Below are 23,262 nucleotides of genomic sequence, written 5' to 3'. Positions count from 1 at the left end.
TACCCTGCCGCCATCCACAGCAGGAACCGCGCAATGACCTACCGCTCGAAAGTCACCTGGATCTTTCTACTGGGCTTCACCCTCGACCTGGTGAACATGTTTGTCGCCACCATCGCTTACCCGGACATCGCCCGCGAGTTGCACGCCTCGGTCACGCAACTGGCATGGATCGGCAACGCCTACATGCTCGGCCTGACCGTCGTCATTCCCCTGAGTGTTTGGCTGGCGGCGCTGCTGGGTGAGCGCCGGTTGATTGCCGTCAGCCTGTTGCTGTTCGGCGTAGCCTCGGTGCTGGTGGGCCAGGCCGCCTCGATTGAAGCGCTGATCGGCTGGCGCCTGTTGCAGGGCTTGGGTGGCGGCTTGTTGATTCCGGTGGGGCAAGCCTTGGCCTATCGGCATTTTCCGCCGGCAGAACGCAGCCAACTGACAGCCAGGGTCATGCTGGTGGCGCTGCTGATTCCGGCGTTGTCGCCAGCATTGGGCGGCCTGGTGGTGGACAGCGTGTCGTGGCGCTGGATCTTTTTCGCCAACCTGCCGCTGGCGCTGATCACCGTGATGCTGACCTTGCGCTGGCTGGTGGCAGACACGCCCGCGTCCACACGCCCGGCGCTGGAGCTCGGTCACGTATTGGGCCAGGCTCGCCGCCCGATGCTGCGGGTCGCGATGCTGGTTTACCTGTTCATCCCGGGGGTGTTTATCGGCACCAGCCTGGTGGCGATTCTTTATCTGCACGGTCTTGGCTTTACCGCCAGCCTCATCGGCGCGCTGATGCTGCCGTGGGCGCTGGCCTCGGGGCTGGCGATTGCCTTGAGCAAAAAACTGTTCAATCGCTGCGGGCCGAGGCCGCTGCTGCTGGCGGGCATGCTGCTGCAAGCCCTCGGCATCCTGTTGCTGATCGAGCCGCACCCGGTTGTCGTGGTGCTCGCCTACCTCCTGATGGGCCTGGGTGGCAGCCTGTGCAGCAGCACCGCGCAAACCCTGGCCTTTCTCGACATTCCGGCCGAGCGCATGGGGCATGCCAGCGCCTTGTGGAACATCAATCGGCAATTGAGTTTTTGCCTCGGTGCCGCCGTGCTCAGTGGGGTGCTGGCTGCGCTGGACTCGTTCACCGTCACCTTCGCGATTGCCGCGGCGTTGACCCTGTTTCCGTTATTTGCCGTACTGTGCCTGGATGCGTCCAAGGTACGGACACTGCTTCACCCTGCCAGCGAGCCCACACGATGATTGACTACCGCGATTTTTTTGATGAAGTGATCCAGGCCCATGTCGAGATCGAGCAATGGTTTGCCGGCACAGCCCCCGAGGGAACACTGGAGGTTTTGCTGAGGCGTTTTTCGCCGGACTTTTCCATGATCACCCCGGCGGGCAAACAACTGGATTTTGCACTGCTCAACCAGCTGTTCAGCCAGGCTGGCGGCAAGCGGCCCGGGTTCAAGATCAGCCTCAGCGAGTTTGCCGGGATTGACCGACACGCCCGTGGCGCGACGGTAAGTTATCGCGAACAGCAGGTGGATGGCAGCGGTGCCCAAACCGATCGGCGATCGACCGTGGTGTTTGAAAAGCAGGCCAGTGGCGCCCTGCTGTGGCGCCACTTGCACGAGACGTTTCTACAGGCCTGACACGGTCAAAATGTGGGAGCGGGCTTGCTCGCGAATGCGGTGGATCAGTCGATATTTTCGTTGACTGACACACTGCCTTCGCGAGCAAGCCCGCTCCCACATTCAGTTCTGTGTTTGGTTGACGATCACGGTGCAGGTGATCCCCGCCGCCAACAGCACACCTTCCGGCACTTCATCGATGTGAATCCGCACCGGCACCCGCTGGGCCAGGCGCACCCAGTTGAACGTCGGGTTCACATCGGCGATCAACTCGCGGCTCTCCGGGTTGTCCCGGTCGTAGATGCCGCGCGAAATGCTTTCCACGTGGCCCTTGAGGGTTTCGCCGCTCATCAACTGCATGTCGGCCTTGTCCCCGACTTTGACGTGGGGCAGCTTGGTTTCTTCGAAGAAGCCGTACACCCAGAACGAGTTCATATCCACCACCGCCATCTTCGCCTCGCCGATGCGTGCATAGTCGCCGCGGTGCACGTTGAGGTTGGTGACGTAGCCGTCGACCGCCGCCACCACCTGGGTGCGCTTGAGGTTCAGTTGCGCCGCTTCAAGCTGGGCCAGGGCATGTTGGTAGTCGGCAAGGGCCGAGTCGGCGATGTTACTGGCGTCGTCGCGGTTTTCCTTGGAGATCACCAGGGCGTCGAGGTCGGCGCGGCGGTGGGCGTTGACCTTGCGCATCTCCCAGGTGGCCTTGCGGGAAGCCACCAGGGATTGCGCCTGCTTGACCGCAATCTGGTAATGCTCAGGGTCGATCTGCATCAGCAGGTCGCCCTTTTTCACCAACTGGTTGTCACGCACCGGAACGTTGACCACTTCGCCGGTGACGTCGGCGGCGACGTTGATGATGTCGGCGCGCACCCGGCCATCGCGGGTCCAGGGGGTTTCCATGTAGTGCACCCACAACGTGCGGCCAATCCAGATCGCCAGGGCCAGTACCAGCAAGGTCGCGAGCAGGCTGAAAAACTTTTTCATCGGGGCATTCTCAACGGTAGACGGTCAGCGCCAGGGCGCCGAACAAGCAAGCGAACAGGCTCAGGCGCAGCAGCGCCGGGTGCCAGAAAAAACGGTACAGGTCAAAGCCGCCCAGAAACCGGTCGAGGGCCCAGGCCAGGCCCGCCGCGATCAGAAACATCAGGGTCATGGTGGGCATGTAGACGCCGTGGAAGGCGATTTCACGAGGCATGGGCGGGTCCTTCGGGCTTGAGGGCAGCCAGGGGTGATTGCGGGTCCAGCAATGAGGTGCGGATAAAGTGCAGGTAGCTTTTCACCCGGCGCAGGGCCGAGGTGTCGAAGTGCGGGGCGAAGGGTTCGTCGGTGGCCTGCACGCGGCTGATGGCGTGGTCCACGGCGATCAGGCTGCGCTCCAGGTTGCTGGCGCTGGGTTGCAGGAACAGCCGCACCAGCGAGCGGCCCATCACCCGGATCGCCTGGCGCCACGGCTGGGATTCGGCATACGCCGGGTGCACCGGCAGGATCGCCTGTTCCTTGCGCAACTCGATGATCGCGTGGCCGACTTCCAGCACCACGAACATCCAGCGCAGCAGGTTGCGTTGCACCTGGGGTTGCCCGGCGGCAAAGCCGTAGGCCTGGTGCAGCAGGTCGCGGGTGCGGCTTTCGAAACCCGACGCCAGGCCCTTGAGTTTGCCGCTGATGGCGAACACCACTTGCTCGCGCAAGTCCTGCTCCAGCCGACGCCACAACCAGCGACTGTTGGGCGGCAGGATGATCGCGCCCGCCGCCGCACACACCAGCATGCCGATGACCATGGCGATGTAGTCGTTGATGAAGGTGTAGGGGTTGTAGATCGTGAGGTTGTCCGGCACCGAGCCGGTGCTGAAGAAGATCAGCAACCCGACGCCGACTCCCGCGTACTGCGGGCGCGAAGCCAGGAACGAACCGAAGATGATCACCGGCGCGAGCATCACGCACAGCAACGGGAAACCGTCGATCCAGGGGAACACGAAGAACATTTCGACAAAGCCCACCAGCGCCCCGATCAAGGTGCCGCAAGCCATTTGAAAGGCCATGCGCTTGGGGTTGGGGGTGGCGGCCGACAAACCCACCGTCGCCGCGGCGATCAGGGTCATGGTGGCGCCACTGGGCCAGGCCGTGGCCACCCAGTAACTGCCGAGCACGATCAGGATAAACGAGGCGCGAATCCCCGAGGCGGCGCAGGCCAGCCAGTTGGTTTTGGGGGTGTAGGGTTCGTCCCAGTGTTCGCGCTCGTGGCTGTGATCCGCCAGGGAGGCGTGGGTCTGGGCGTAGTTGTGCAAGTCGTCGACGAAGCGGTACAGCAGCTCATAGGCGGTGTGAAAGTCCAACAGTTCGGCGTCGCTGGGGGCGCTTTCCTGGAAGCGGGTGCGCAGGCTGCGCACCTTGGCGGGCAGGCCTTCCTTGTAGGCGTTCAACTGATTGGCCAGGCGCGCCGCATCGGGGCTGGTGAGCGCACGGCCGGAAAAACCGTCGAGCAGTTCCGCCAGGTCTTGCAGGCCCGGCTTGATGGCAGCCACCACGTGATCGGCCTCCTGGCTGCGCAGGCGCTCGAGCAATTGGTGCAAGGCGTTGAAGCGCGTGGTGATGCCCATGAACTCGCTGTTCAAGCGCGTCAGCCGGCCATTGCGCCGACGCATGTGCGGGTCTTCGAACACGGTGATGCTGCGCAGCCCTTCCAGGCCCACGGCTTCGGCGATAAAGCGCACGTTGCTGCGCTCAAACCCTTCACGCTCACTGCGACCGCGCAGGCCATCGGTGACGAACAGCGCGAACACACCGAAGCGCTGGTACAGGGCGTTGCGCATCGCAGCGCTGGAGGTTTGCGGCAGGATCGCGGCGCTGACCAGCGTGGAGCAGACAATCCCCAACGAGATTTCCAGGACTCGCCACACCGCCGCCATAAACGCGCCGTCGGGATGGGCCAGGGCCGGCAAGCCAACCATCGCCGCGGTGTAGCCGGCCAGCACAAAACCGTAGGCGCGAAAGTTGCGATTGCGGGTCGCGCCAGCAGTGCAGATGCCGACCCAGATCGCCAGCGAACCGAGGAACAGTTCAGTGTTCTGCGCAAACAACGCGATCAGGAACACCATCACCGCCGAGCCCGCCAGGGTGCCCAGGAAGCGGTAGAAACTCTTGGCGAATACCTGGCCGCTTTGCGGCTGCATCACGATAAATACCGTGATCATCGCGGTACGCGGTTGCGGCAATTCCAGGCGCATGGCCAGCCACAGCGTCAGGAACGCCGCGATCAGCACCTTGAAGATATAGACCCAGGTCACGCCATCACTGCGTGCCCAATCGAAGAAACCGCGGCGCCACTCAAGCGAGTGCAACCAGCGCAGCGGTGCAGGCAAGGGAGTCATCGCATCCTACTCAGTGATCAAACACGGCGAGGGCCGCCGGGGTCTTGCTCGGTAAAGTCTGGCTGTCCTGAGGTACATCGCTGCCGGCACCGAGGCCACCGCCCAACGCGGTCACCAGTTCGGCGTGGGCACTCAGGCGTGCGGCCTGGACCTGCTGCTGCACCTGCTGCTGGCGGAACAACAGGCTCTGGGCATTCAGCACGTTGAGGTAGTCGGTGAGGCCGCGCTGGTAGGCGATCATCGCGATGTCATAGGTTTTCTGCGCCGAGGCCACCGATTCGGCGGCGAAGGCTTGCTGCTTGTCCATCGACTCGCGGCGGATCAACTGGTCGCTGATGCCCTTGAGCGCGTTGACCAGGGTCTGGTTGTAGTGCGCGACGGCGATGTCGTAGCCGGCGCTGGCTTCACCCAGTTGCGAGCGCAGGCGGCCACCGTCGAAGATCGGCAGGCTGATGGCAGGGCCGGCGGTGTAGTTGAGTTTCTTGCCGGTCAGGAAACTCAGCATTCCGCCGCCGGTGGCGACGTAGCCGAGGCTGCCCACCAGGTCGACGTTGGGGTAGAAACCGGCGTGGACCACATCAATGCCACGGGCCTGGGCCGCCACTTGCCAGCGGCTGGCGACCACGTCCGGGCGCTGGCCGAGCAGTTCGGCGGGCAAGCTCGACGGCAGTTTCAGCGGTGCCGCGAGGGACAGGGTGGGCCGCTGCAACTGCGCGCCCGCCCCCGGCCCTTTGCCCGCCAGCGCGGCCAACTGGTTGCGACTCAGGGCGATCTGTTCATCCAGGGCGTCCAGCTGGCGATGGGTTTCCGGCAGCGGCGTCTCGGCCTGGCTGACTTCGAAGTGGGTGCCGATCCCACCATTCAAACGCTTTTGCGCAAGGTCGAGAATCTGTTGTTGCTGGGCCAGGGTGGCGGCCACGATATCGCGCTGGGCGAAGTGCAACGACAGCTGGATATAGGCGCGCACCACGTTGTTCTGCAATTCGAGCTGCGCCTGGCGCGCTTCGGCGGCGCTCATGTGGGCCATGTCCACGGCGCGCTCGGTGGCGTTGCTTTCGCGGCCCCAGAGGTCGAGGGCATAACTCAGCCCCAGGGACGCGTTGTTGTCCCAGGTGGTGGAATTGTCCAGCGCGCCCGGGCCGTAGAATTGGTCGCTGGGCCAGTTATGGCGCTTGAGCGTGGCATCACCATTGATCTGCAACGACTCGGCCGACTCGGCGATCCCGGCCATGGCCCGGGCTTCACGCACACGTGCAGCGGCCATGGCCATGCTCGGGCTGCCTTGCACGGCGAGGTCGATCCAGTGGTTGAGTTGCGGGTCGCCGTAGGCTTGCCACCATTGCGCGGTGGGCCAGTGGGCGTCCTGAGCGGCGCTTTTGATCGCCTCGTCGGTGGCCAATGAATTGGCGACGAGTGACTGGCCTTGAGGGGCAATTCCTCCGGTTCCGATGCAGCCGCTGATTGCTAACGATAAGGCCCAAACACTGAGAGTCTTCAGCTCTCTGCTGATGCGACGCGGCACTGCTGCGAATTCCTGAGAGGGTGTTGCGGGGAAGGTGGCGCAATTCTAAGGGGCGGGCCGGATGGCGATAAGGTGGGATTCTTGTGAATCTTTGTTACCGTTCAGGCGATAATCCGTTCGTAGGGATCACTGGATCCTGCAACTTCGTGTCACAATTTGCCATCTCCCCTGAGAGCACCTTAATGGACACCTTGCAAAACATGCGCGCCTTCAGTTGTGTGGCCGAAGCCGGCAGCTTCACCGCCGCCGCCGTGCAACTGGATACCACCACGGCCAACGTCTCGCGCGCGGTCTCCAACCTTGAGGCCCATCTGCAAACCCGTTTGCTCAACCGCACCACCCGCCGCATCGCCCTGACCGAGGCCGGCAAGCGCTATTTGCTGCGTTGCGAGCAGATCCTGGCGTATGTCGAGGAAGCGGAAGCCGAAGCCAGCGATGCCCACGCCCGCCCTGCCGGGCAGTTGAAGGTGCACACCATGACCGGCATCGGCCAGCACTTCGTGATCGATGCGATTGCCCGCTACCGCCGCACCCACCCGGACGTGACCTTTGACCTGACCATGGCCAACCGCGTGCCGGACCTGCTGGATGAGGGTTACGACGTGTCCATCGTGCTCGCCAGCGAGTTGCCGGATTCGGGGTTTGTCTCGCAGCGCCTGGGGATAACTTACAGCATCGCCTGTGCCTCGCCGGCCTACGTCAAGGCCAACGGCTGCGCGCAACGGCCCAGCGACCTGCTCAACCACGCGTGCCTGCGCCTGGTCAGCCCGGTGATTCAGCTGGATAAATGGTCGTTCAATGGCCCGGAAGGCCAGGAAAGTGTGGCGATCAACAGCTCACCGTTCCTGGTGAACTCGGCCGATGCGATGAAGACCGCGATCACCAGCGGCATGGGCGTTGGCCTGTTGCCGGTGTATGCGGCGATTGAAGGGCTGCGCAACGGCACCCTGGTGCGGGTGATGCCCAACTACCGCTCCCAGGAGCTCAACCTGTACGCCATCTACCCGTCGCGCCAATACCTGGATGCGAAGATCAAGACGTGGGTGGAATACCTGCGCAGTTCCCTGCCGGAAATCATGGCCGCGCATCAGGCGGAACTGGCGGCCTATGAGCTAAGTGGCAGTTTGGGCGGGGTACGACTGAGTAACTGAGGGGGGGCGGCCGCTACACCGGCAGCGTAATGCCAAAGGTGTTGCCGCCGCCCTCGCTGCGCACAAACACATCTCCGCCGTGCATCAACGCGATCGCCTTGACGATCGCCAGTCCCAACCCGTGATTCGCCCCACTATTGCTGCGGGACGCGTCCACCCGATAGAACCGCTCGAACAACCGGGGCAGATGCTCGCTGGCAATCTCATCGCCCGGGTTGGTCACCCCGATCGCCACGTGGTCCTCCAGCACTTCGATCTTCACCTCGATCACCTGGCCAGGCGCCGTATGCTGCACCGCATTGCTCAACAGGTTGATCAACGCCCGGCGCAAGTGCGCCTTCTCGATCTGCACCTGGGCATCGCCGGTCACACGCACCTGCACCTGGGCGTCCTCGAGGATAAAGTCCAGGTAATCCAGGGTGGTCGCCACTTCATCCGCCAGCGAACTGATGATCAGCTTGGTGGCCTTGCTGCCCTGGTCTGCACTGGCCAGGAACAGCATGTCATTGATGATCGAGCGCAGCCGTTCCAGCTCTTCGAGGTTCGATTGCAGCACCTCGAAATAATGCTCGGCCGAACGCCCACGGGTCAGCGCCACCTGGGTCTGGCCGATCAGGTTGGTCAGCGGCGAGCGCAGCTCATGGGCCACATCGGCGTTGAATGACTCCAGGCGCGAATAGGCCTGTTCCACCCGGTCGAGGGTCGAGTTGAAGGAGTTGACGAACTGCTTCAGCTCCGGCGGCAATGGCGACAATTGCAGGCGCCCGGAGAGTTTCGGCGGTGCGAGTTTCTGCGCCTCGTCCGAGAGCTTGATCAGCGGCTTGAGACCGATGCGCGCCACCCAGAACCCCAGCAGCGAGGCCAGCAGCACGCCGACAAACGCCAGGCCGATCAGCGCCACCAGCAGTTGATGCTGGGTGGCGCGGAAGTTCTCGGTGTCGACCGCGATCAGGAAACGCAGCGGCGGGCGCTGCTCCTTGGCTGGAAACTGGCTGACCAATACTTTGAACGGGTAGGCATGGCCCGGCAGGCGCAAGTCGCGCTTGCCGGTCGGGCCGGCGGCGAAGGCGCGAATCTGCGCGTCCGGGTTGCCGTATTCGTAGGTCGGGTCGCTGCTCACCACCCAGAAGCGAATGCGCTTGTCTTCCTCTCCCAACAACTTGAGCTTGGCGGTGATCTTCGCCCAATGGTCCGGCGTACCGAAGCGATTGACCGAAGACTCCAGCACGCTGTAGCGCGCATCCAGCTCGGCCCCGGGCAGCAGGCCCAGGCCTTTGTCCACCTGCTGGTACAGCGCGCCGCCGATCAACAGGAAGATCAGCAGCGCCACCAGGGTGAACATGCCGCTCAGGCGCAGGGCGATGGAGTTAGCCGACACTGCGGCTCTCCAGCACGTAACCCATGCCACGGATGGTGTGCAGCAGTTTCTGTTCGAACGGCCCGTCGAGCTTGGCCCGCAGGCGCTTGATCGCTACTTCCACCACATTGGCGTCACTGTCGAAATTGATGTCCCAGACCATTTCCGCAATCGAGGTCTTGGACAGGATTTCACCCTGGCGCCGGGCCAATACGCTGAGCAGCGAGAACTCCTTGGCGGTCAGGTCCAGGCGAACGCCGTTGCGACTGGCCTTGCGGCTGATCAGGTCGATCCACAGGTCGGCGATGGTCACCTGCACCGGCTCATGCCCGCCGCTGCGACGGGTCAGCGCTTGCAGGCGCGCCACCAGTTCGAGGAACGAGAACGGCTTGCCGAGGTAATCATCCGCGCCTTCGCGCAGGCCGCGAATACGGTCTTCCACGCGCTCGCGGGCGGTGAGCATGATCACCGGCGTCTGCTTGCGCGCCCGCAGCGCGCGCAAAACACCAAAGCCATCCAGGCCGGGCAGCATCACGTCGAGCACGATGACCGCGTAATCGTTCTCCAGGGCCAGGTGCAACCCTTCGACGCCTTCACGGGCGACATCGACGGTATAGCCTTGCTCCGTCAGGCCGCGGTGCAGGTAGTCGGCGGTTTTTTCTTCGTCTTCAATAATCAGTACACGCATGAGCCTTTTGTTCCAGGACGGGGCCTCAGCCTCAGTGTGTGATTGCCAGCTGGGGAGCTGGTTTGGGTCTGTGGAAAAACTTCTCGAGGTACAAGTATATGACCGGTGTAGTGAACAGCGTCAGCGCCTGGCTCACCAGCAACCCGCCCACCACCGCGATACCCAACGGCTGGCGCATTTCCGCGCCGGGGCCGGAGCCCAGCATCAGCGGCACCGCACCCAGCAGGGCGGCCAGGGTGGTCATGATGATCGGCCGGAACCGCGTGACACACGCCTCATAAATCGCTTCCTCGGGCGGCAGGCCGCGTACGCGCTGGGCGTCCAGGGCGAAGTCGATCATCAGGATACCGTTCTTCTTCACGATCCCGATCAGCAGCACCAGGCCGATCAACGCCATGATCGAAAAGTCCTGGCCCATCAGTGACAACATGATCAGCGCCCCCAACCCCGCCGATGGCAAGGTGGAGATGATCGTCAGCGGGTGCACGAAGCTCTCGTACAGCACACCCAGGATAATGTAGACCGCCACCAGTGCCGCGAGGATCAGCCAGGGCTGGCTGGCCAACGAACTCTGGAACGCCTGGGCCGCGCCCTGGAAGTTGCCGATGATGGTGGTCGGCATGCCGATTTCATTCTTCGCCTGGTTGAGCAGGATCACCGCATCGCCCAACGCGACGCCGGGTGCCAGGTTGAACGACAGGTTGGCCGCCGGGAACATGCCGTCATGGCTGATGGACAAGGGCCCGACGGTGGGCGGGTCGACCTTGGCCACCGCCGACAGCGGTACCATCTCGTTGGTCAGCGGCGAGCGCAGGTAGAAGTAGTTCAGGCTTTCGGCCTTGCCGCGTTGCTGGGTGTCCAGTTCCAGCACCACCTGGTACTGGTTGATCTCGGTCTGGAATTCGTTGATCTGGCGCTGGCCGAAGGCGTCGTACAGTGCCTGGTCCACATCGGTGGCGGTGAGGCCAAACCGCGCGGCGGCCTGACGGTCGATGCTGATGTGGGTGATGCTGCCGCCCAGCTGCAAGTCGTTGGACAGGTCGCGGAACGCCGGGTTGGCCCGCAGTTTTTCGGTGAGGCGCTGGGTCCAGGTATTCAGGGTCGGGCCGTCATTGCTCTTGAGCACGTACTGGTACTGGGCGCGGCTGGGGCCGGAGCTTAAGTTGATGTCCTGGCCGGCCCGCAGGTACAGGACGATGCCCGGCACTTTCGCCAGTTTCGGGCGGATCCGGTCGATAAACTGGCTGGCCGACACGTCGCGATCCCCGCGATCTTTCAAGGCAATCCAGAACCGGCCGTTGGCGATGGTCTGGTTGCTGCCGGTCACACCCACCGAATGGGAGAACGCTTCCACCGCCGGGTCATCCTTGACGATCTCGGCGATTGCCTTGTGCTTGGCGACCATGTCCGGGAACGACACGTCGGCCGCAGCTTCGCTGGTGCCGAGGACGAAGCCGGTGTCTTGTACCGGAAAGAAACCCTTGGGGATAAACACGTAGCCGACCACGGCCAGGGCCAGGGTCACCATGAAGATCGCGGCCATGGTGCGTTGATGGGCCAGGGCGCGGCGCAGATTGCGCGCATAGCCGGCCAGCAGGCGTTCGCTGAAACCGGGTTTGTCGTGGGCATGATGGGTTGGTGCGCGCATGAACAATGCGGCCAGGGTCGGCGCCAGGGTCAGCGAGACCACCACCGAAATCAGGATGGTCGAGGTGGCTGTCAAGGCAAACTCCTTGAACAACCGCCCCACGACACCGCCCATGAACAGCAGCGGGATAAACGCCGCCACCAGCGAGAAGCTGATGGAGACCACGGTAAAACCTATTTCACCCGCGCCCTTGATCGCGGCTTCGCGCTTGTCGAGGCCCGCTTCCAGGTGGCGGTGAATGTTCTCCACCACCACGATCGCATCGTCCACCACAAACCCCACGGCGATCACGATCGCCACCAGGGTCAGATTGTTCAGGCTGAAGCCCATCAGGTACATCAGGGCAAAACTGGCCACCAGCGACACGCCGAGCACGCTGGACACGATCAACGTGGCCGACAGCTGGCGCAGGAACAGCGCCATCACCGCCACCACCAGCAGGATGGCGATCAGCAGGGTCACTTCCACTTCATGCAGGGACGCGCGGATGGTCTTGGTGCGGTCGGTCAACACGCTGACCTGCACCGAGGCCGGCAGCATGGCTTGCAGGCGCGGCAGTTCGGCTTGAATGCGGTCCACGGTCTCGACGATATTCGCGCCGGGCTGGCGGGAGATCACCAGGTTGACGCCTGGGGTGTCGCCGGACCAGGCCTGCACGTAGGCGTTTTCCGAGCCGTTGATGACTTTGGCGATATCCCGCAGCTGTACAGGTGCCCCGTCCTTGTAGGACACGATCAGTTGGGCGTAATCCTCGGGGTGGAACAACTGGTCGTTGGTCGAGAGGGTCGACACGCTGTTCTCGCCGTAGATCGCGCCCTTGGCCAGGTTCAGGCTCGATTGCTGGATCGCCAGGCGCACGTCCGCCAGGGTCAGGCCGATGGCCGCGAGTTTATCGGCCGACGCCTGCACCCGGATGGCCGGGCGTTGCTGACCGGTAATGTTGATCTGGCCGACCCCGTCGATCTGGCTGATCTGCCGGGCCAGCAGGGTTTCCACGTAGTCGCTCAGCTCGGTGCTGGGCATGCTGTCGGAACTGACGCTGAGGATCAGCACCGGGCTGTCCGCCGGGTTGACTTTCTTCCAGGTCGGCAGGCTCGGCATGTCGCTGGGCAGTTTGCCGGACGCGGTGTTGATCGCCGCCTGCACTTCCTGGGCGGCGGTGTCGATGCTCTTGGTGAGAGTGAATTGCAGGGTCAGCAGGCTGGAGCCCAAGGCGCTGCTGGAGGTCATCTGGGTCATGCCGGGGATGGCGCTGAATTGCACCTCCAGCGGCGTTGCCACGGATGAGGCCATGGTGTCCGGGCTGGCGCCGGGCAGCGTGGCGCTGACCTGGATCGTCGGAAATTCCGCTTCCGGCAGTGGGGCGATGGCTAGGCGTGGGAAAGCGATCATCCCGAGCAATACCAAAGCGAAGGTCAGCAGCAAGGTGGCGACCGGGTGGTCGACGCACCAGGCCGACGGCGAACGACTGCCGCTCATGGCTGCACCTTGGCATCAACGGTCTGGATCACCTGCGGCGGCTCCTTGAGCACATCGACCTGGGCGCCCGCCTTGAGCCGGGACTGGCCGTCGCTGACCAGCACATCGCCGGCCTGCACACCCTGGAGGATGTTCATGTCGCTGTTCTGGTACAGCACCTGCACCGGCACCACCTCTACCTTGTCCCCCTTGAGCCGGTACACGAAGTGCGAATCCAGGCCTCGTTGCACCACGGTAGGCGGCACCACCAGGGCATTCTTGTGCAGGGCGGTCTGGATGCGGATCGTCACCAACTGCCCCGGCCAGAGTTTCTGTGCGCCGTTGCTGAACTCGGCCTTGGCGCGGATGGTGCCGGTGGTGCCGCTGATCTGGTTGTCGATCAGGCTCAGGCGGCCCTCCCCCAGTAGGTCGCCGGTCTGGCCGTCGGTGTCGGCGCCCATGTAGGCGTTGACGTCGGCGGGCAGTTGCGCGGCGATCAGGCCTTGCAGGGTCGGCAGCATCTGTTGCGGCAGGGAGAACTCGACGGCAATGGGGTCGATCTGGGTCACGGAGAACAGGCCCTGGGTGTCGCTCATGCGCAGGAAGTTGCCTTCATCCACTGTGCGAATCCCGACGCGACCGGTAACCGGCGAGCGAATCTGGGTGTACGAAAGCTGCACCTGGGCCGAATCAATCGCGGCCTGGTTGCCTTGGGCCGTGGCCTTGAGCTGGTTGACCAGGGCTTGTTGCTGGTCATAGGTCTGCTTGGACACGCCGTCGTCGATGCTCAGTTCCTTGTAGCGCTTGAGGTTGACCAGCGCGACTTGCAGTTGCGCCTGGCTTTCCCCGAGTTGCGCCTTGGCCTGGTCCAGGCTGGCGCGGATCGAGCGGTCATCAATGGTGGCCAGCAGGTCACCGGCCTTCACCAGTTGACCTTCCTTGACCAGCAATTTGGTAAGGATGCCGTCGATCTGCGGGCGAATCACCACACTGTGCAACGACAGCACCGAGCCGATGCCGCTGACAAACCGCGGGATGTCCTGCTGTTTGACGCTGATCACCCGCACCGGGATCGCCGACGATGCGGTCAGTTTGGTCTTGGCCGGGCGGGTCACCACCCAGGCAACCACGGCCAGTACCACAAGGACGCCCACGATCAAGGCAGGTTTTCGTTGAATGTGCATGGGGTGAGGCGCCAGGGCAAAGGATCGGAAGAATGAAGGCTCTTTATAGCCCGCCAACCGGGTCAGCAAAGTGACTGCTAACTGACAGCGCCGTCAGTAAAGTCCGACCATTCGTACGAGCAGTGGTTAAAGATCCAAGGCGCGCAGGTATACTGCGCGGCGGTGTGGCCTGCAAGTCGGGCCCGCGTCATTTTCAGTACTCCCCGGAGCTTCCATGAATTCCCCGACACAACCCGCTGTTGAAGCGGTCGACATCGACCAACAGGCCAACCCTGACAGCGTCGAAGGCGAAACCAAGGCCGAGATCCCGGCGTTCAAGTTTCCGTTCAAGCCGGGCGAACTGGCCGGGGCGAAAAACGCCAGCCAGCCGTGGTACAAAAACGGCGCCAAGAACGGCCACACCAAGAGCCCGGGCATGGCGCCTCCCGGCACCCGTCGCTCGATGGGCAAGCGCTGACCGGTAATAAATCCTCCGTAATGGAGATTTATGCCTACAACAGTTACTGACGTTTCGCCTTGTAGGCCTGCGGCCAATTCTTGAAAGCTTGCATGACACCCGCTTGCCCCGACTCTTTCGCTCGGGGCTGGACGTGGTAAAGCTGGTTTTCTGGAAAAGGACGTCCCCTGTGGTTCTGATACGCACCTGTGTCGTGCTGTTGTTGTCGCTGATGGCCAGCGTTTTCTCCACCACTGCGGCCAGCGGTCAACCACGGCATGAAATTCGTTTCGCCGTTGCTGCGCAATTTCCACCCTTCCAAAGCCGCAATCAACATGGCCAGCTTGCAGGGCTGAACATCGAGCTGGGCAATGCCCTGTGCATACAGCTCAATGTGCGGTGTACCTGGGTCGACCAGGTCCTTGTGGAAAACTTCCCCGCCCTTGAAGCCAGGCAATTCGACGCGATCATGGGCATGGCCCCTACACTGAAACGGCGCCAGCGGGTGAATTTCACCGATAACCTTTATCCGATCACCACGCGCCTGGTGGCCCGCAAGACATCGGGGTTGAAGCCGACCCCACGGTCACTGAAGGGCAAGCGCGTGGGCGTTCTGGTGGGCAGCAACCGCGAAGCCTTCGCCCTGTCGAAGTGGGCGCCCAAGGGGGTCATCGTCAAGGCATTCTGGCGCAATGACGAGCTGATCCGCAGCCTGCTGGCAGGCGACATCGATGCAACATTGCAAGGCACCGTGGAAATCCGTGAGGCGCTGCTCGACACCGCTGATGGTCAGGTTTTCGACTTCCTCGGCCCTCACGTCTCCACCGAACTGCTGGGTAACGGCGTGGCGATCGCACTGCGCAAGCCCGACACCGCCTTGCGCAGCGCCCTCAATCACGCCCTCGAGCAACTGAAACAGAGCGGCGAATACCAACGCATCATCGAGCCCTACCGCCTGGACGCGCCGCTCTCCAGACCGTAATGGCCAATTAATTGCGCGGAACATGAGCTGGATCAGTATTTGCCCAACCGGTGCGCTTAGAGTCGACGCCCTGCCGACTCCTCCAACAATCACGAGCGCGCTTTTCCATGAAGATCAATCTGCCGGTCACCGGTCGAAATGTGGATTTTGCCCCCGACGCCAATATCCTCTCGACCACCGACCTGACCAGCGCAATTACCTACGCCAACCAGGACTTCATCGATATCAGCGGCTACACCCGCGAGGAGCTGCTGGGCACGCCGCACAACCTGCTGCGTCACCCGGACATGCCGGCCGCGGCGTTTGCGCACATGTGGCAGGTATTGAAAAGCGGTCGCTCGTGGATGGGTATGGTGAAAAATCGCTGCAAGAACGGCGATCACTATTGGGTCAGTGCCTATGCCACGCCGGTCACCCGGGACGGCGTGACGGTGGAGTATCAATCGGTGCGCACCAAGCCCGATGCACGGCGGGTGCATCGGGCCGAACGGGCCTATGCCCGCCTGCGTGCCAGCACTCGGCGAGCACGGCCCGTGGTGGGCATGACCTTCAAGCTGTCGGCATGGGTCCTGGGGGCTTGCGCCGCAACCTGGGCATTGGGCCTTGGGCTGGCGACTTATCCGCTGACCTGGCAACTGCTGGCGGGAACGGCGGCCTGCGCCGTGGGGGTAGCGGGTGTGCATGGCTTGTTACGGCCCCTGGCACAGTTGAACCAGCGGGCACGGCTGATTGCCGATAACCCGCTGAGCCAGGCGATCTACACCGGGCGCAAGGACGAGTTCGGGCGTATCGAGTTTGCCATGCAGATGCTGGAGGCGCAGGTGGGCGCAGTGGTCGGCCGGATTGGCGATGCGTCGCAACGTCTGTCCGGCCATGCCGCGGCGCTGGTGCAACAACTGGACAGCAGCCACACCAGCAGCCTCGGCCAACAGACCCAGACGGATCAGGTCGCCGCCGCGATCAATCAAATGGCCGCCAGCGTGGCGCAAGTCGCCGAGCACGCGCTGCAGGCGTCCAGGGCCGCAGACCAGGCCGGCAGCGAAACCCGCGAGGGCCATCAACGAGTGGATGAAAGCCGCGACGCGGTGCTGCGTTTGTCCGAGGAACTGGCGCGGGCCACCGCAGTGATCCATCAACTGGAAAGCCACAGCGGCGATATTTCCGGGGTGCTGGAAGTGATCCGGGCGATTGCCGAACAGACCAACCTGCTGGCGCTGAATGCCGCCATCGAAGCGGCGCGGGCCGGGGAGCAAGGACGCGGGTTTGCCGTGGTGGCCGATGAGGTACGAGGCCTGGCCCAGCGTACGCAGGATTCGACCAATGAGATCCAGCGCATGATCAGCACCCTGCAAGGCGGCGCCCGGGATGCGGTGCAGGCGATGGCGCAAAGCAGCCAGCATGTGGAGGCCAGCGTCGATCAGGCCCAGCGCGCCGCTGCCGCACTGGATGGGATCAGCCAGCGAGTGACCCGAATTACCGCCATGAGCCAGCAGATCGCGGCGGCGGTGGAAGAACAGAGTGCGGTGAGCGAAGACATCAATCGCAACATCATCGGCATTCGCAATGCCGGGGAAGTGACGGTCAGCGCTGGCCAGCAGAGCCAGCTCAGCTCAGGGGACGTGGCGGGGCTGGCGGATGACTTGCGGCGGTTGGCGGAGGAATTCTGGGGCAAGCGGCGCTAGCGCTTAAGCCGCCCGCAATGAAATGAAGGCGTAGTTGGCCGGCACCTCGGTGGCAATCCGGGCGCCGGCATCCAGCAGTTGCTCGGCAATGTCCATCCCGGACACATGAAACACCCACTCATTGGCCTGCACGACTTCTTGCGTCGCCAACTCGATCGCCTGGGCAAACAGGCCCATGTCGGGCAAGTACGCGGTAAACCCATCGCCCTTGAGCGCCGTGGTATGGATGCCCAGCAACCCGCACACGGCTTCCTTGGCCTGGATATCATCGCGGTCAGCCTGGCGTGAGCGGCGGATCAACTCGGCCAGCTCCTTGTCCATCAACTCGCCCCCCACGATCAGCGCCGGCCCCTGCTCCCAGGATTCCGGCGGGCAGTCCTTGGCGGCCGGGTTCAACGGGATGTGCGGATTGATCTCCATCGGGTAGATGCGGCACACCAACGGCCGCCGCTCGTAAATGCGGCAGCGGTCGTCTTCGTCAAGATTCCGGCAGCGCCCGGCGTTATAGGCGGCAAAGGTGATTGCCACATACGCCTCGGTATTGCCGCTGGGCACGATGGCGGAACGGCGTTGTGCGTGGTCACGTTGCAACTCGGGCAGCCCCAGGCCACTGCCCAGGAAACCTTCCACCAGCACGATGACATTACCGCCGTCAGCCGCCCAGCTGCGGGCTTCTTCGAGGGTCAAGGGCACATGGTGGTCGGTGCAGCATTTACCGCAACCGACGCAGGAAAAATGGGTATTCATGGAGGATCTGTCACCAGGCAAGGTCAGAAGGCACTCATGAACGGTGGCGGGTTTTTGCCTCTGTTCACCGTTCTGCCTCTGTGCAAAGCAAGTTATGCGCCAGCGCCGTCAGTCCTCGGGGACAAGGTCGCGAAGCACAAACACCATGCCCACACGTTCATACAGCCGCCGTGCCCGCAAGTTGGACTCCAGCACCTTGAGGTCGACAAACGCTTCGCCGCGTTGCTTGAACACCTGAAAGGTGTGCAGCAATAACGCACGGCCCAACCCCATGCCCTGGGCACAGGGGTGAATGGCCAGGTTCTTGATGTAGGCGCTGGTCCAGCATTGGGACACACCCAGAATGCCGCTGGCGTTACTCGCCACCAGGCACAGTTTGGGGTCGAACTCGGCATCGGTAACGAACTGCTGGCGCCAGTGCTCAAGGGAGCCGACCCGTCCGCCGCCTTGTTCCTGGGCCAGGCTCAATACCGCGTGGATCGCCGGGGCCATGGCTTCGCGGTAATGATCCAGCTGGATGCCCGCCGGCCATTGCGGGGCGGGCAGGCTGCCGGTGAGGTCGCGACGCAGCAGCTGAAAATATTCACCCACCGGTCACAGGCCCTGTTGCGCCACGGTCTGGGCGGCTACCACCAGGCACTTGGTCAGTTCCGGCGAAGAAAACTTGGTGAGTACCGCATTGGCACCGGCCAGGCGGGCTTTTTCGCTGTTCATCGCACTGTCCAGGGAGGTGTGCAGCAGCACATAAAGGTCCTGGAAGTCCGGGGTTTCCCGCAGGGTACGGGTGAAGGCGTAGCCGTCCATTTCGGACATTTCGATGTCCGAGACCACCACGTTGATTTGCTCGACGGAGCCTTGCAGCTCCAGCAAACGGTCAATGGCTTCCTTGGCGCTGCGGGCGGTGTGGCAGGTCAGGCCGAGGTTGCGCAGGGTGTGCACCGACTGCTGCAGGGCCACCTGGCTGTCGTCCACCACCAGGATTCGGGCGTTGCCCAGCACTTCGGCCTCTTCCATGGTCAGGTCGGTGGGCGCCGCTTCGATCTGCGCCGGGGCGATGCCGTGGATGACTTTCTCGATGTCCAGCACTTGCACCAGGGCGCCTTCGACCTGGGTCACACCGGTGATAAACGAACGCGTACCGCCGGAACCAAACGGCGGCGGGCGAATGTCGGTGGTCAGGCAGTGCACGATCTTGCTCACCGCCTGCACATGCAGGCCCTGCTTGGAACGGCTTACATCGGTGACGATCAGGCAGCCGCCGTCCGGGTCTTGCAGGGGCATTTCCCCCAGGGCGCGGCTCAGGTCGATCACCGACAACGCGGTGCCGCGCAAGGTGGCGATGCCTTTGACGTGGGGGTGCGACTCCGGCAGCTTGGTCAGCGGTGGGCAGGGAATGATTTCACTGACTTTCAGCAGGTTGATCGCCATCAGCTTGCCGCTGCGCAAGGTAAAGAGCAGAAGCGAGAGTGAATCTGCGCGGGCTTTGGTGGTGGACATAAAAACCTTCTGTGGATCAGGGATGACGATCTATAGACCGTTATCGACTTGCACGCGAAAAACTGTAGGAGCGAGCTTGCTCGCGAAGAACCTGAGGGCGCTGTGTTTATCCAGGCTGCCCGCGTTATCGTTGACGCGTTTCGCGAGCAAGCTCGCTCCTACCTACAACAAGCAGTCGTCAGCCCTTCCACACCTGCGGGTTTACCAGATCCTGCGGACGCTCGCCCAGCAAGGCGCTGCGCAGGTTTTCCAGGGCGCGGTTGGCCATGGCTTCGCGGGTCTCGTTGGTGGCGGAGCCGATGTGCGGCAGGGTCACCGCATTGCTCAGCTGGAACAGCGGCGACTCAGACAGCGGCTCCTGCTCGTACACATCCAGGCCGGCACCACGGATGGTCTGGTTTTGCAGGGCCTGGATCAGCGCCGGCTCATCCACCACCGGGCCACGGGAGATGTTCACCAGGATCGCACTGGATTTCATCAGGCCCAGCTCGCGATGGCTGATCAGGTGGCGGGTTTTCTCGCTCAGTGGCACCACCAGGCAGACGAAATCGGCTTCGGCCAGCAACTGGTCGAGGCTGCGAAACTGCGCGCCGAGTTCCTGTTCCAGTTCGGTCTTGCGGCTGTTGCCGCTGTACAGAATCGGCATATTGAAACCCAGGCGACCCCGACGGGCGACGGCCGCGCCGATATTGCCCATGCCGACGATGCCCAGGGTCTTGCCGTGTACATCACAGCCAAACAGCGGCGCGCCGACGCTGGCTTTCCACTGGCCGGCCTTGGTCCAGGCGTCCAGTTCGGCGACGCGGCGGGCGCTGCTCATCAGCAGGGCGAATGCCAGGTCGGCGGTGCTTTCGGTGAGCACATCCGGGGTGTTGGTGAGCATGATCCCGCGCTCATTGAAGTACGCCAGGTCGTAGTTGTCGTAGCCCACCGACACGCTGGAAACCACTTCCAGTTTGCTTGCACCTTCCAGTTGCGCGCGGCCCAGTTTGCGGCCTACGCCGATCAGGCCGTGGGCATGGGGCAAGGCTTCGTTGAACTGGGCGTTGATGTCGCCCTGCTTGGGGTTGGGGGCGATGACATCGAAATCCTGTTGCAGGCGTTCGATCATTTCCGGGGTGACGCGGCTGAAGGCGAGGACGGTCTTTTTCATGGAAGGCGGGCTCATCGACTACGTGGGAATGGCAAGCACGCTAACATTCTTGGGTAGGGCTTGTCAGGCCGCCCCTCACACCCCACAGCCAGACTGTTGCGATTTGGGCAACAGTCATTATCTTGTTACACTCTGTATCGCACCGCTCACCTGCGCTAATTTGTCGCATCGATGAGCGCAGCGGTTAAGACCGACCCGCTCTCCCCCGATTTCCCTCGACTTATTTCCAGGGCTCTACACTGGGAATCTGTCTTAAAGCCGCTGAGTTCAGCGGCTTTTTTTTGCGCTGAAAAAAGGCCAGGAACCCCAACAACACTGGCCGGTTTCGATTGACCCAAAGGAGCTCCACCGGTGAAAACCTCGCTGACGTTCACCCCGTTATTCCTCGCGATTGCTGCAACGATCGTTCCCCTTGCCCACGCGGCAGACACCCCGGCCACCGACGGCTTCGTCGAAGGTTCCAGCTTCAAGATCAACACCCGCAACTACTACATGAACCGCGACCGTCGCGACATTCACACCGATGACAGCAAGGAATGGGGCCAGGGCTTCATCGGCATCTTCGAATCCGGCTACACCCCCGGCACCGTCGGCTTCGGCCTGGACGCCAACGCCATGCTCGGCCTCAAGCTCGACGGCGGTGGCGGCACCGACGGCTCGAGCATCCTGCCGGTAAGCTCCGGCAACGGCAAAGCGCCCGGCTCGTTCTCCACCGCCGGCGCCACCCTGAAAATGCGCGCCTTCGACACCGAACTGAAAGCCGGCGACCTGTTCCTCAACAACCCGGTGATTGCCGGCGGCATGACCCGCATGCTGCCCCAGACCTTCCGCGGCGTGAGCCTGACCAACCACAGCCTGGACGGCTGGATGTTCGAGGGCGGCCAGGCCAGCTTCACCAAGCTCTACAACCAGAGCGGCCGTCGCCGCATCGGCACCAGCTACGGCGCATTGCCCAATGGCGAAGACAGCCGCCACCTCGACTGGGCCGGCGTGTCCTTCAGCGGCGTGCCGGGGCTGACCAGCAACCTGTACGCGTCCGAACTCAAGGACATCTGGAACCAGTACTACTACGACCTGGACTACACCTGGCAGTTGAACGAGCTGGTCAGCCTGAACCCGGGCCTGCACTACTACCACACCCAGGAGACCGGCAAAGCCTTGCTGGGCAACATCGACAACAACACCTACAGCCTGCATTTCACCGTGGGCGTGGGCAATCACAGCGTTACCGCCGCCTACCAGCGGGTCAACGGCAACACGCCGTTCGACTACATCAGCCAGGGCGACAGCATCTACCTGGACAACTCCCAGCAATACTCCGACTTCAACGGCCCCAACGAGCGCTCGTGGAAGCTCAAGTACGCCTATGACTTCGTCGGGCTGGGCCTGCCGGGCCTGACCTCGGCAGTGTCTTACATCAGCGGCAAGACCGACCTGACCACGGTCGATCCGGACAGCCGTGGTTACTCATCCTGGTACAGTGCCGACGGCAAGAACGCCAAGCACTGGGAACGGGACATCGACCTCAAGTACGTGGTGCAAGGCGGCAAGGCCAAGGATCTGGCCGTGCGCCTGCAATGGGCGACCAATCGCGGCGGCAATGGCTACGCGGCAGTGGACCGGGACGTGGATGAGTACCGCGTGATCGTCGACTATCCGATTGACGTTTTTTAACCTTCAGGCTTTCTTTTAGCGGCGACGACTTATTTTTCACAGCATGGAACTAAACTGCCAGCATCTTGAGTGCCGAAGCCAGTCCCATGAGTCAACGCCGCGCCTTCACCCTGCCTGCACGCCCGGAGCTTTTGCTGATTCTGGGCAGTGGCCTTACTGTCGTGCTGATCGTGGTCATCGTTGCCGTACTGCTGATCCGCGAACACGCCAGCGCCTTGCAGGCAGCCAAGCGTTCCACCAGCAATATCACCCAACTGATCAATGCCGATGTGCTGCGCAACGTCGAGCTCTACGACCTGGCGCTGAACGGCCTGATCACCGCAACCACTCGCGATGACCTGCCCCAGGTTTCCGCCGAAGTCCTGCATATGGTGCAGTTCGACCAGTCCACGGCCGCCCCTTTCAAAGGCGAAGTCCTGCTACTGGACAAAACCGGCGCGGTCACCGCCGACTCTTCCACGCTGGCGCCCACACCCCGCAACTTCGCCAATCGCGATTATTTCCAGGTGCACCAGCAGAACCCCGATGCCGGGCTGTTCATCAGTCGGCCCTTCAGGATTCGTTGCGACTGCGATCAAGTCTGGCGCATCGCCTTCAGCCGCCGGGTGCCCGGGCCCAATGGCGAGTTTGCCGGTGTGGCGGTGGCAACCATGCGCCTGGCGTATTTCGACCAGCTGTTCAATAGCCTGACCATCGGCAGCGGCAGCAGCATCAACCTGCTGAATAACGACGGCATCCTGCTGGCCCAGCAGCCGCTGCTCGAAAGAGACATGATCAACAAGGACCTGAGCGCGCGGCCCAACTTCAAGCGAATGCTGCGCGAAGGCAGCGGCAGTTTCAGCGCCATCTCCGCCATCAGTGGCGCGCAACGGCTGTACACCTTCACCAGCGTCGGCGCGCTGCCGCTGATTGTGGTGGTGGCGTTGTCGAGCGATGACGTGTTTGCCGCCTGGAAGCGCTCCGCCCTGCTGATCAGTGGCGCCACCGGCGTGCTGTGTGTGGGGCTGTTGTGGCTGACCTGGATGCTGCGCCTGGAACTGCGCCGCCGCTATCGCGCCGAGAAGGTGTTGTCGGAACTGGCGGCCACCGACGGCCTCACCGGCCTGGCCAACCGCCG

General features: G+C 62.9%; 20 protein-coding genes and 2 pseudogenes. 9 read left to right on the top strand and 13 right to left on the bottom strand.

Going from position 1 to position 23,262, the window contains the following annotated elements; all coding sequences use genetic code 11:
* Window positions 1-33: 33 nt before the first annotated feature.
* Window positions 34-1,224 (top strand): MFS transporter, encoded by a 1,191-nt coding sequence (locus tag HX869_RS19455; RefSeq protein WP_178903533.1) that lies wholly within the window; start codon window positions 34-36, stop codon window positions 1,222-1,224.
* Window positions 1,221-1,619 (top strand): hypothetical protein, encoded by a 399-nt coding sequence (locus tag HX869_RS19450; protein WP_003216266.1) that lies wholly within the window; start codon window positions 1,221-1,223, stop codon window positions 1,617-1,619. The genes HX869_RS19455 and HX869_RS19450 overlap by 4 nt, the downstream gene beginning before the upstream one ends.
* Window positions 1,620-1,721: 102 nt before the next feature.
* Here HX869_RS19450 and HX869_RS19445 read toward each other — a convergent pair whose 3' ends face one another.
* From HX869_RS19445 to HX869_RS19430, 4 genes are read right to left on the bottom strand one after another with little or no spacing between them, the layout of a single operon-like run.
* The gene (locus HX869_RS19445) at window positions 1,722-2,582 is read right to left on the bottom strand and encodes an HlyD family secretion protein (protein ID WP_087692839.1); all 861 of its coding nucleotides are present in this window, start codon (window positions 2,580-2,582) and stop codon (window positions 1,722-1,724) included.
* Window positions 2,583-2,592: 10 nt separating this feature from the next.
* On the bottom strand, window positions 2,593-2,793 hold the full coding sequence (locus HX869_RS19440; protein ID WP_178903532.1) for a DUF1656 domain-containing protein: 201 nt from the start codon (window positions 2,791-2,793) through the stop codon (window positions 2,593-2,595).
* On the bottom strand, window positions 2,783-4,966 hold the full coding sequence (locus HX869_RS19435; protein ID WP_008434187.1) for an FUSC family protein: 2,184 nt from the start codon (window positions 4,964-4,966) through the stop codon (window positions 2,783-2,785). The genes HX869_RS19440 and HX869_RS19435 overlap by 11 nt, the downstream gene beginning before the upstream one ends.
* A 10-nt stretch (window positions 4,967-4,976) precedes the next feature.
* On the bottom strand, window positions 4,977-6,488 hold the full coding sequence (locus HX869_RS19430; protein WP_178903531.1) for an efflux transporter outer membrane subunit: 1,512 nt from the start codon (window positions 6,486-6,488) through the stop codon (window positions 4,977-4,979).
* Between the two features lie 182 nt (window positions 6,489-6,670).
* On the opposite strand from HX869_RS19430, the gene HX869_RS19425 reads away from it, so the two are divergent.
* Entirely contained in the window at window positions 6,671-7,639 is a 969-nt protein-coding gene (locus HX869_RS19425) for a LysR family transcriptional regulator (protein WP_003216257.1), read from the top strand.
* Between the two features lie 13 nt (window positions 7,640-7,652).
* Here the strand turns inward: HX869_RS19425 and HX869_RS19420 are convergent, their stop codons facing one another.
* Genes HX869_RS19420 through HX869_RS19405 form a run of 4 tightly spaced genes read right to left on the bottom strand, consistent with a single transcriptional unit; the run spans window position 7,653 to window position 13,974 of the window.
* Window positions 7,653-9,017, bottom strand: coding sequence for a heavy metal sensor histidine kinase (locus HX869_RS19420; RefSeq protein ID WP_087692841.1), 1,365 nt, complete (start codon window positions 9,015-9,017; stop codon window positions 7,653-7,655).
* On the bottom strand, window positions 9,007-9,684 hold the full coding sequence (locus HX869_RS19415; protein ID WP_177026145.1) for a heavy metal response regulator transcription factor: 678 nt from the start codon (window positions 9,682-9,684) through the stop codon (window positions 9,007-9,009). The genes HX869_RS19420 and HX869_RS19415 overlap by 11 nt, the downstream gene beginning before the upstream one ends.
* A 31-nt stretch (window positions 9,685-9,715) precedes the next feature.
* Window positions 9,716-12,811 (bottom strand): multidrug efflux RND transporter permease subunit, encoded by a 3,096-nt coding sequence (locus HX869_RS19410; RefSeq protein WP_008434191.1) that lies wholly within the window; start codon window positions 12,809-12,811, stop codon window positions 9,716-9,718.
* Window positions 12,808-13,974 (bottom strand): efflux RND transporter periplasmic adaptor subunit, encoded by a 1,167-nt coding sequence (locus HX869_RS19405; protein ID WP_003216249.1) that lies wholly within the window; start codon window positions 13,972-13,974, stop codon window positions 12,808-12,810. The genes HX869_RS19410 and HX869_RS19405 overlap by 4 nt, the downstream gene beginning before the upstream one ends.
* 214 nt (window positions 13,975-14,188) lie before the next feature.
* Between HX869_RS19405 and HX869_RS19400 the strand changes: the two genes are divergently transcribed.
* The 4 genes and pseudogenes from HX869_RS19400 (at window position 14,189) to HX869_RS19390 (ending at window position 17,074) form a co-directional block, all read left to right on the top strand.
* Window positions 14,189-14,431, top strand: a complete 243-nt coding sequence (locus HX869_RS19400; RefSeq protein ID WP_003216247.1) for a hypothetical protein — start codon at window positions 14,189-14,191, stop codon at window positions 14,429-14,431.
* A gap of 169 nt (window positions 14,432-14,600) precedes the next feature.
* The gene (locus HX869_RS19395) at window positions 14,601-15,392 is read left to right on the top strand and encodes a transporter substrate-binding domain-containing protein (protein ID WP_008434195.1); all 792 of its coding nucleotides are present in this window, start codon (window positions 14,601-14,603) and stop codon (window positions 15,390-15,392) included.
* 107 nt (window positions 15,393-15,499) lie between these two features.
* Window positions 15,500-15,781: pseudogene (locus tag HX869_RS31865) on the top strand (PAS domain-containing protein); the annotation flags it as partial.
* A gap of 246 nt (window positions 15,782-16,027) precedes the next feature.
* The gene (locus HX869_RS19390; RefSeq protein ID WP_371132889.1) at window positions 16,028-17,074 is read left to right on the top strand and encodes a methyl-accepting chemotaxis protein; all 1,047 of its coding nucleotides are present in this window, start codon (window positions 16,028-16,030) and stop codon (window positions 17,072-17,074) included.
* Between the two features lie 3 nt (window positions 17,075-17,077).
* On the opposite strand, the gene HX869_RS19385 is transcribed toward HX869_RS19390, so the two are convergent.
* From HX869_RS19385 to HX869_RS19370, 5 genes and pseudogenes are all read right to left on the bottom strand, one after another.
* On the bottom strand, window positions 17,078-17,821 hold the full coding sequence (locus HX869_RS19385; protein WP_003216242.1) for a YkgJ family cysteine cluster protein: 744 nt from the start codon (window positions 17,819-17,821) through the stop codon (window positions 17,078-17,080).
* 108 nt (window positions 17,822-17,929) lie between these two features.
* A complete protein-coding gene (locus HX869_RS19380; RefSeq protein WP_178903529.1) occupies window positions 17,930-18,412 on the bottom strand; it encodes an N-acetyltransferase in 483 nt (160 codons plus the stop codon).
* Between the two features lie 3 nt (window positions 18,413-18,415).
* A complete protein-coding gene (locus HX869_RS19375; RefSeq protein WP_178903528.1) occupies window positions 18,416-19,318 on the bottom strand; it encodes a chemotaxis protein CheV in 903 nt (300 codons plus the stop codon).
* Window positions 19,319-19,369: 51 nt separating this feature from the next.
* Window positions 19,370-19,468, bottom strand: a pseudogene (locus HX869_RS31605) (outer membrane lipoprotein carrier protein LolA); the annotation flags it as partial.
* 28 nt (window positions 19,469-19,496) lie between these two features.
* Window positions 19,497-20,471: a D-glycerate dehydrogenase gene (locus HX869_RS19370; RefSeq protein WP_003216236.1), complete on the bottom strand. Its 975-nt coding sequence runs from the start codon at window positions 20,469-20,471 to the stop codon at window positions 19,497-19,499.
* Between the two features lie 351 nt (window positions 20,472-20,822).
* On the opposite strand from HX869_RS19370, the gene HX869_RS19365 reads away from it, so the two are divergent.
* Together HX869_RS19365 and HX869_RS19360 are read left to right on the top strand one after the other, a co-directional pair.
* A complete protein-coding gene (locus HX869_RS19365) occupies window positions 20,823-22,145 on the top strand; it encodes an OprD family porin (RefSeq protein WP_177027786.1) in 1,323 nt (440 codons plus the stop codon).
* Between the two features lie 86 nt (window positions 22,146-22,231).
* The coding region (locus HX869_RS19360) for a cache domain-containing protein (protein ID WP_178903527.1) at window positions 22,232-23,262 on the top strand (1,031 nt) is incomplete at its 3' end.

This window comes from Pseudomonas sp. P7779 (assembly GCF_013386315.1).
Taxonomy (GTDB): domain Bacteria; phylum Pseudomonadota; class Gammaproteobacteria; order Pseudomonadales; family Pseudomonadaceae; genus Aquipseudomonas.
Note: the sequence above shows the minus strand (reverse complement) of the source record. Positions and strands in the feature narration are given on the sequence as shown.

Excerpts from the sequence above, each read along its gene's own strand:
- HX869_RS19455 (WP_178903533.1), top strand. The coding sequence starts at position 34 with ATGACCTACCGCTCGAAAGTCACCTGGATCTTTCTACTGGGCTTCACC.
- HX869_RS19450 (WP_003216266.1), top strand. The coding sequence starts at position 1,221 with ATGATTGACTACCGCGATTTTTTTGATGAAGTGATCCAGGCCCATGTC.
- HX869_RS19445 (WP_087692839.1), bottom strand. The coding sequence starts at position 2,582 with ATGAAAAAGTTTTTCAGCCTGCTCGCGACCTTGCTGGTACTGGCCCTG.
- HX869_RS19440 (WP_178903532.1), bottom strand. The coding sequence starts at position 2,793 with ATGCCTCGTGAAATCGCCTTCCACGGCGTCTACATGCCCACCATGACC.
- HX869_RS19435 (WP_008434187.1), bottom strand. The coding sequence starts at position 4,966 with ATGACTCCCTTGCCTGCACCGCTGCGCTGGTTGCACTCGCTTGAGTGG.
- HX869_RS19425 (WP_003216257.1), top strand. The coding sequence starts at position 6,671 with ATGGACACCTTGCAAAACATGCGCGCCTTCAGTTGTGTGGCCGAAGCC.
- HX869_RS19415 (WP_177026145.1), bottom strand. The coding sequence starts at position 9,684 with ATGCGTGTACTGATTATTGAAGACGAAGAAAAAACCGCCGACTACCTG.
- HX869_RS19410 (WP_008434191.1), bottom strand. The coding sequence starts at position 12,811 with ATGAGCGGCAGTCGTTCGCCGTCGGCCTGGTGCGTCGACCACCCGGTC.
- HX869_RS19405 (WP_003216249.1), bottom strand. The coding sequence starts at position 13,974 with ATGCACATTCAACGAAAACCTGCCTTGATCGTGGGCGTCCTTGTGGTA.
- HX869_RS19400 (WP_003216247.1), top strand. The coding sequence starts at position 14,189 with ATGAATTCCCCGACACAACCCGCTGTTGAAGCGGTCGACATCGACCAA.
- HX869_RS19385 (WP_003216242.1), bottom strand. The coding sequence starts at position 17,821 with ATGAATACCCATTTTTCCTGCGTCGGTTGCGGTAAATGCTGCACCGAC.
- HX869_RS19375 (WP_178903528.1), bottom strand. The coding sequence starts at position 19,318 with ATGTCCACCACCAAAGCCCGCGCAGATTCACTCTCGCTTCTGCTCTTT.
- HX869_RS19370 (WP_003216236.1), bottom strand. The coding sequence starts at position 20,471 with ATGAAAAAGACCGTCCTCGCCTTCAGCCGCGTCACCCCGGAAATGATC.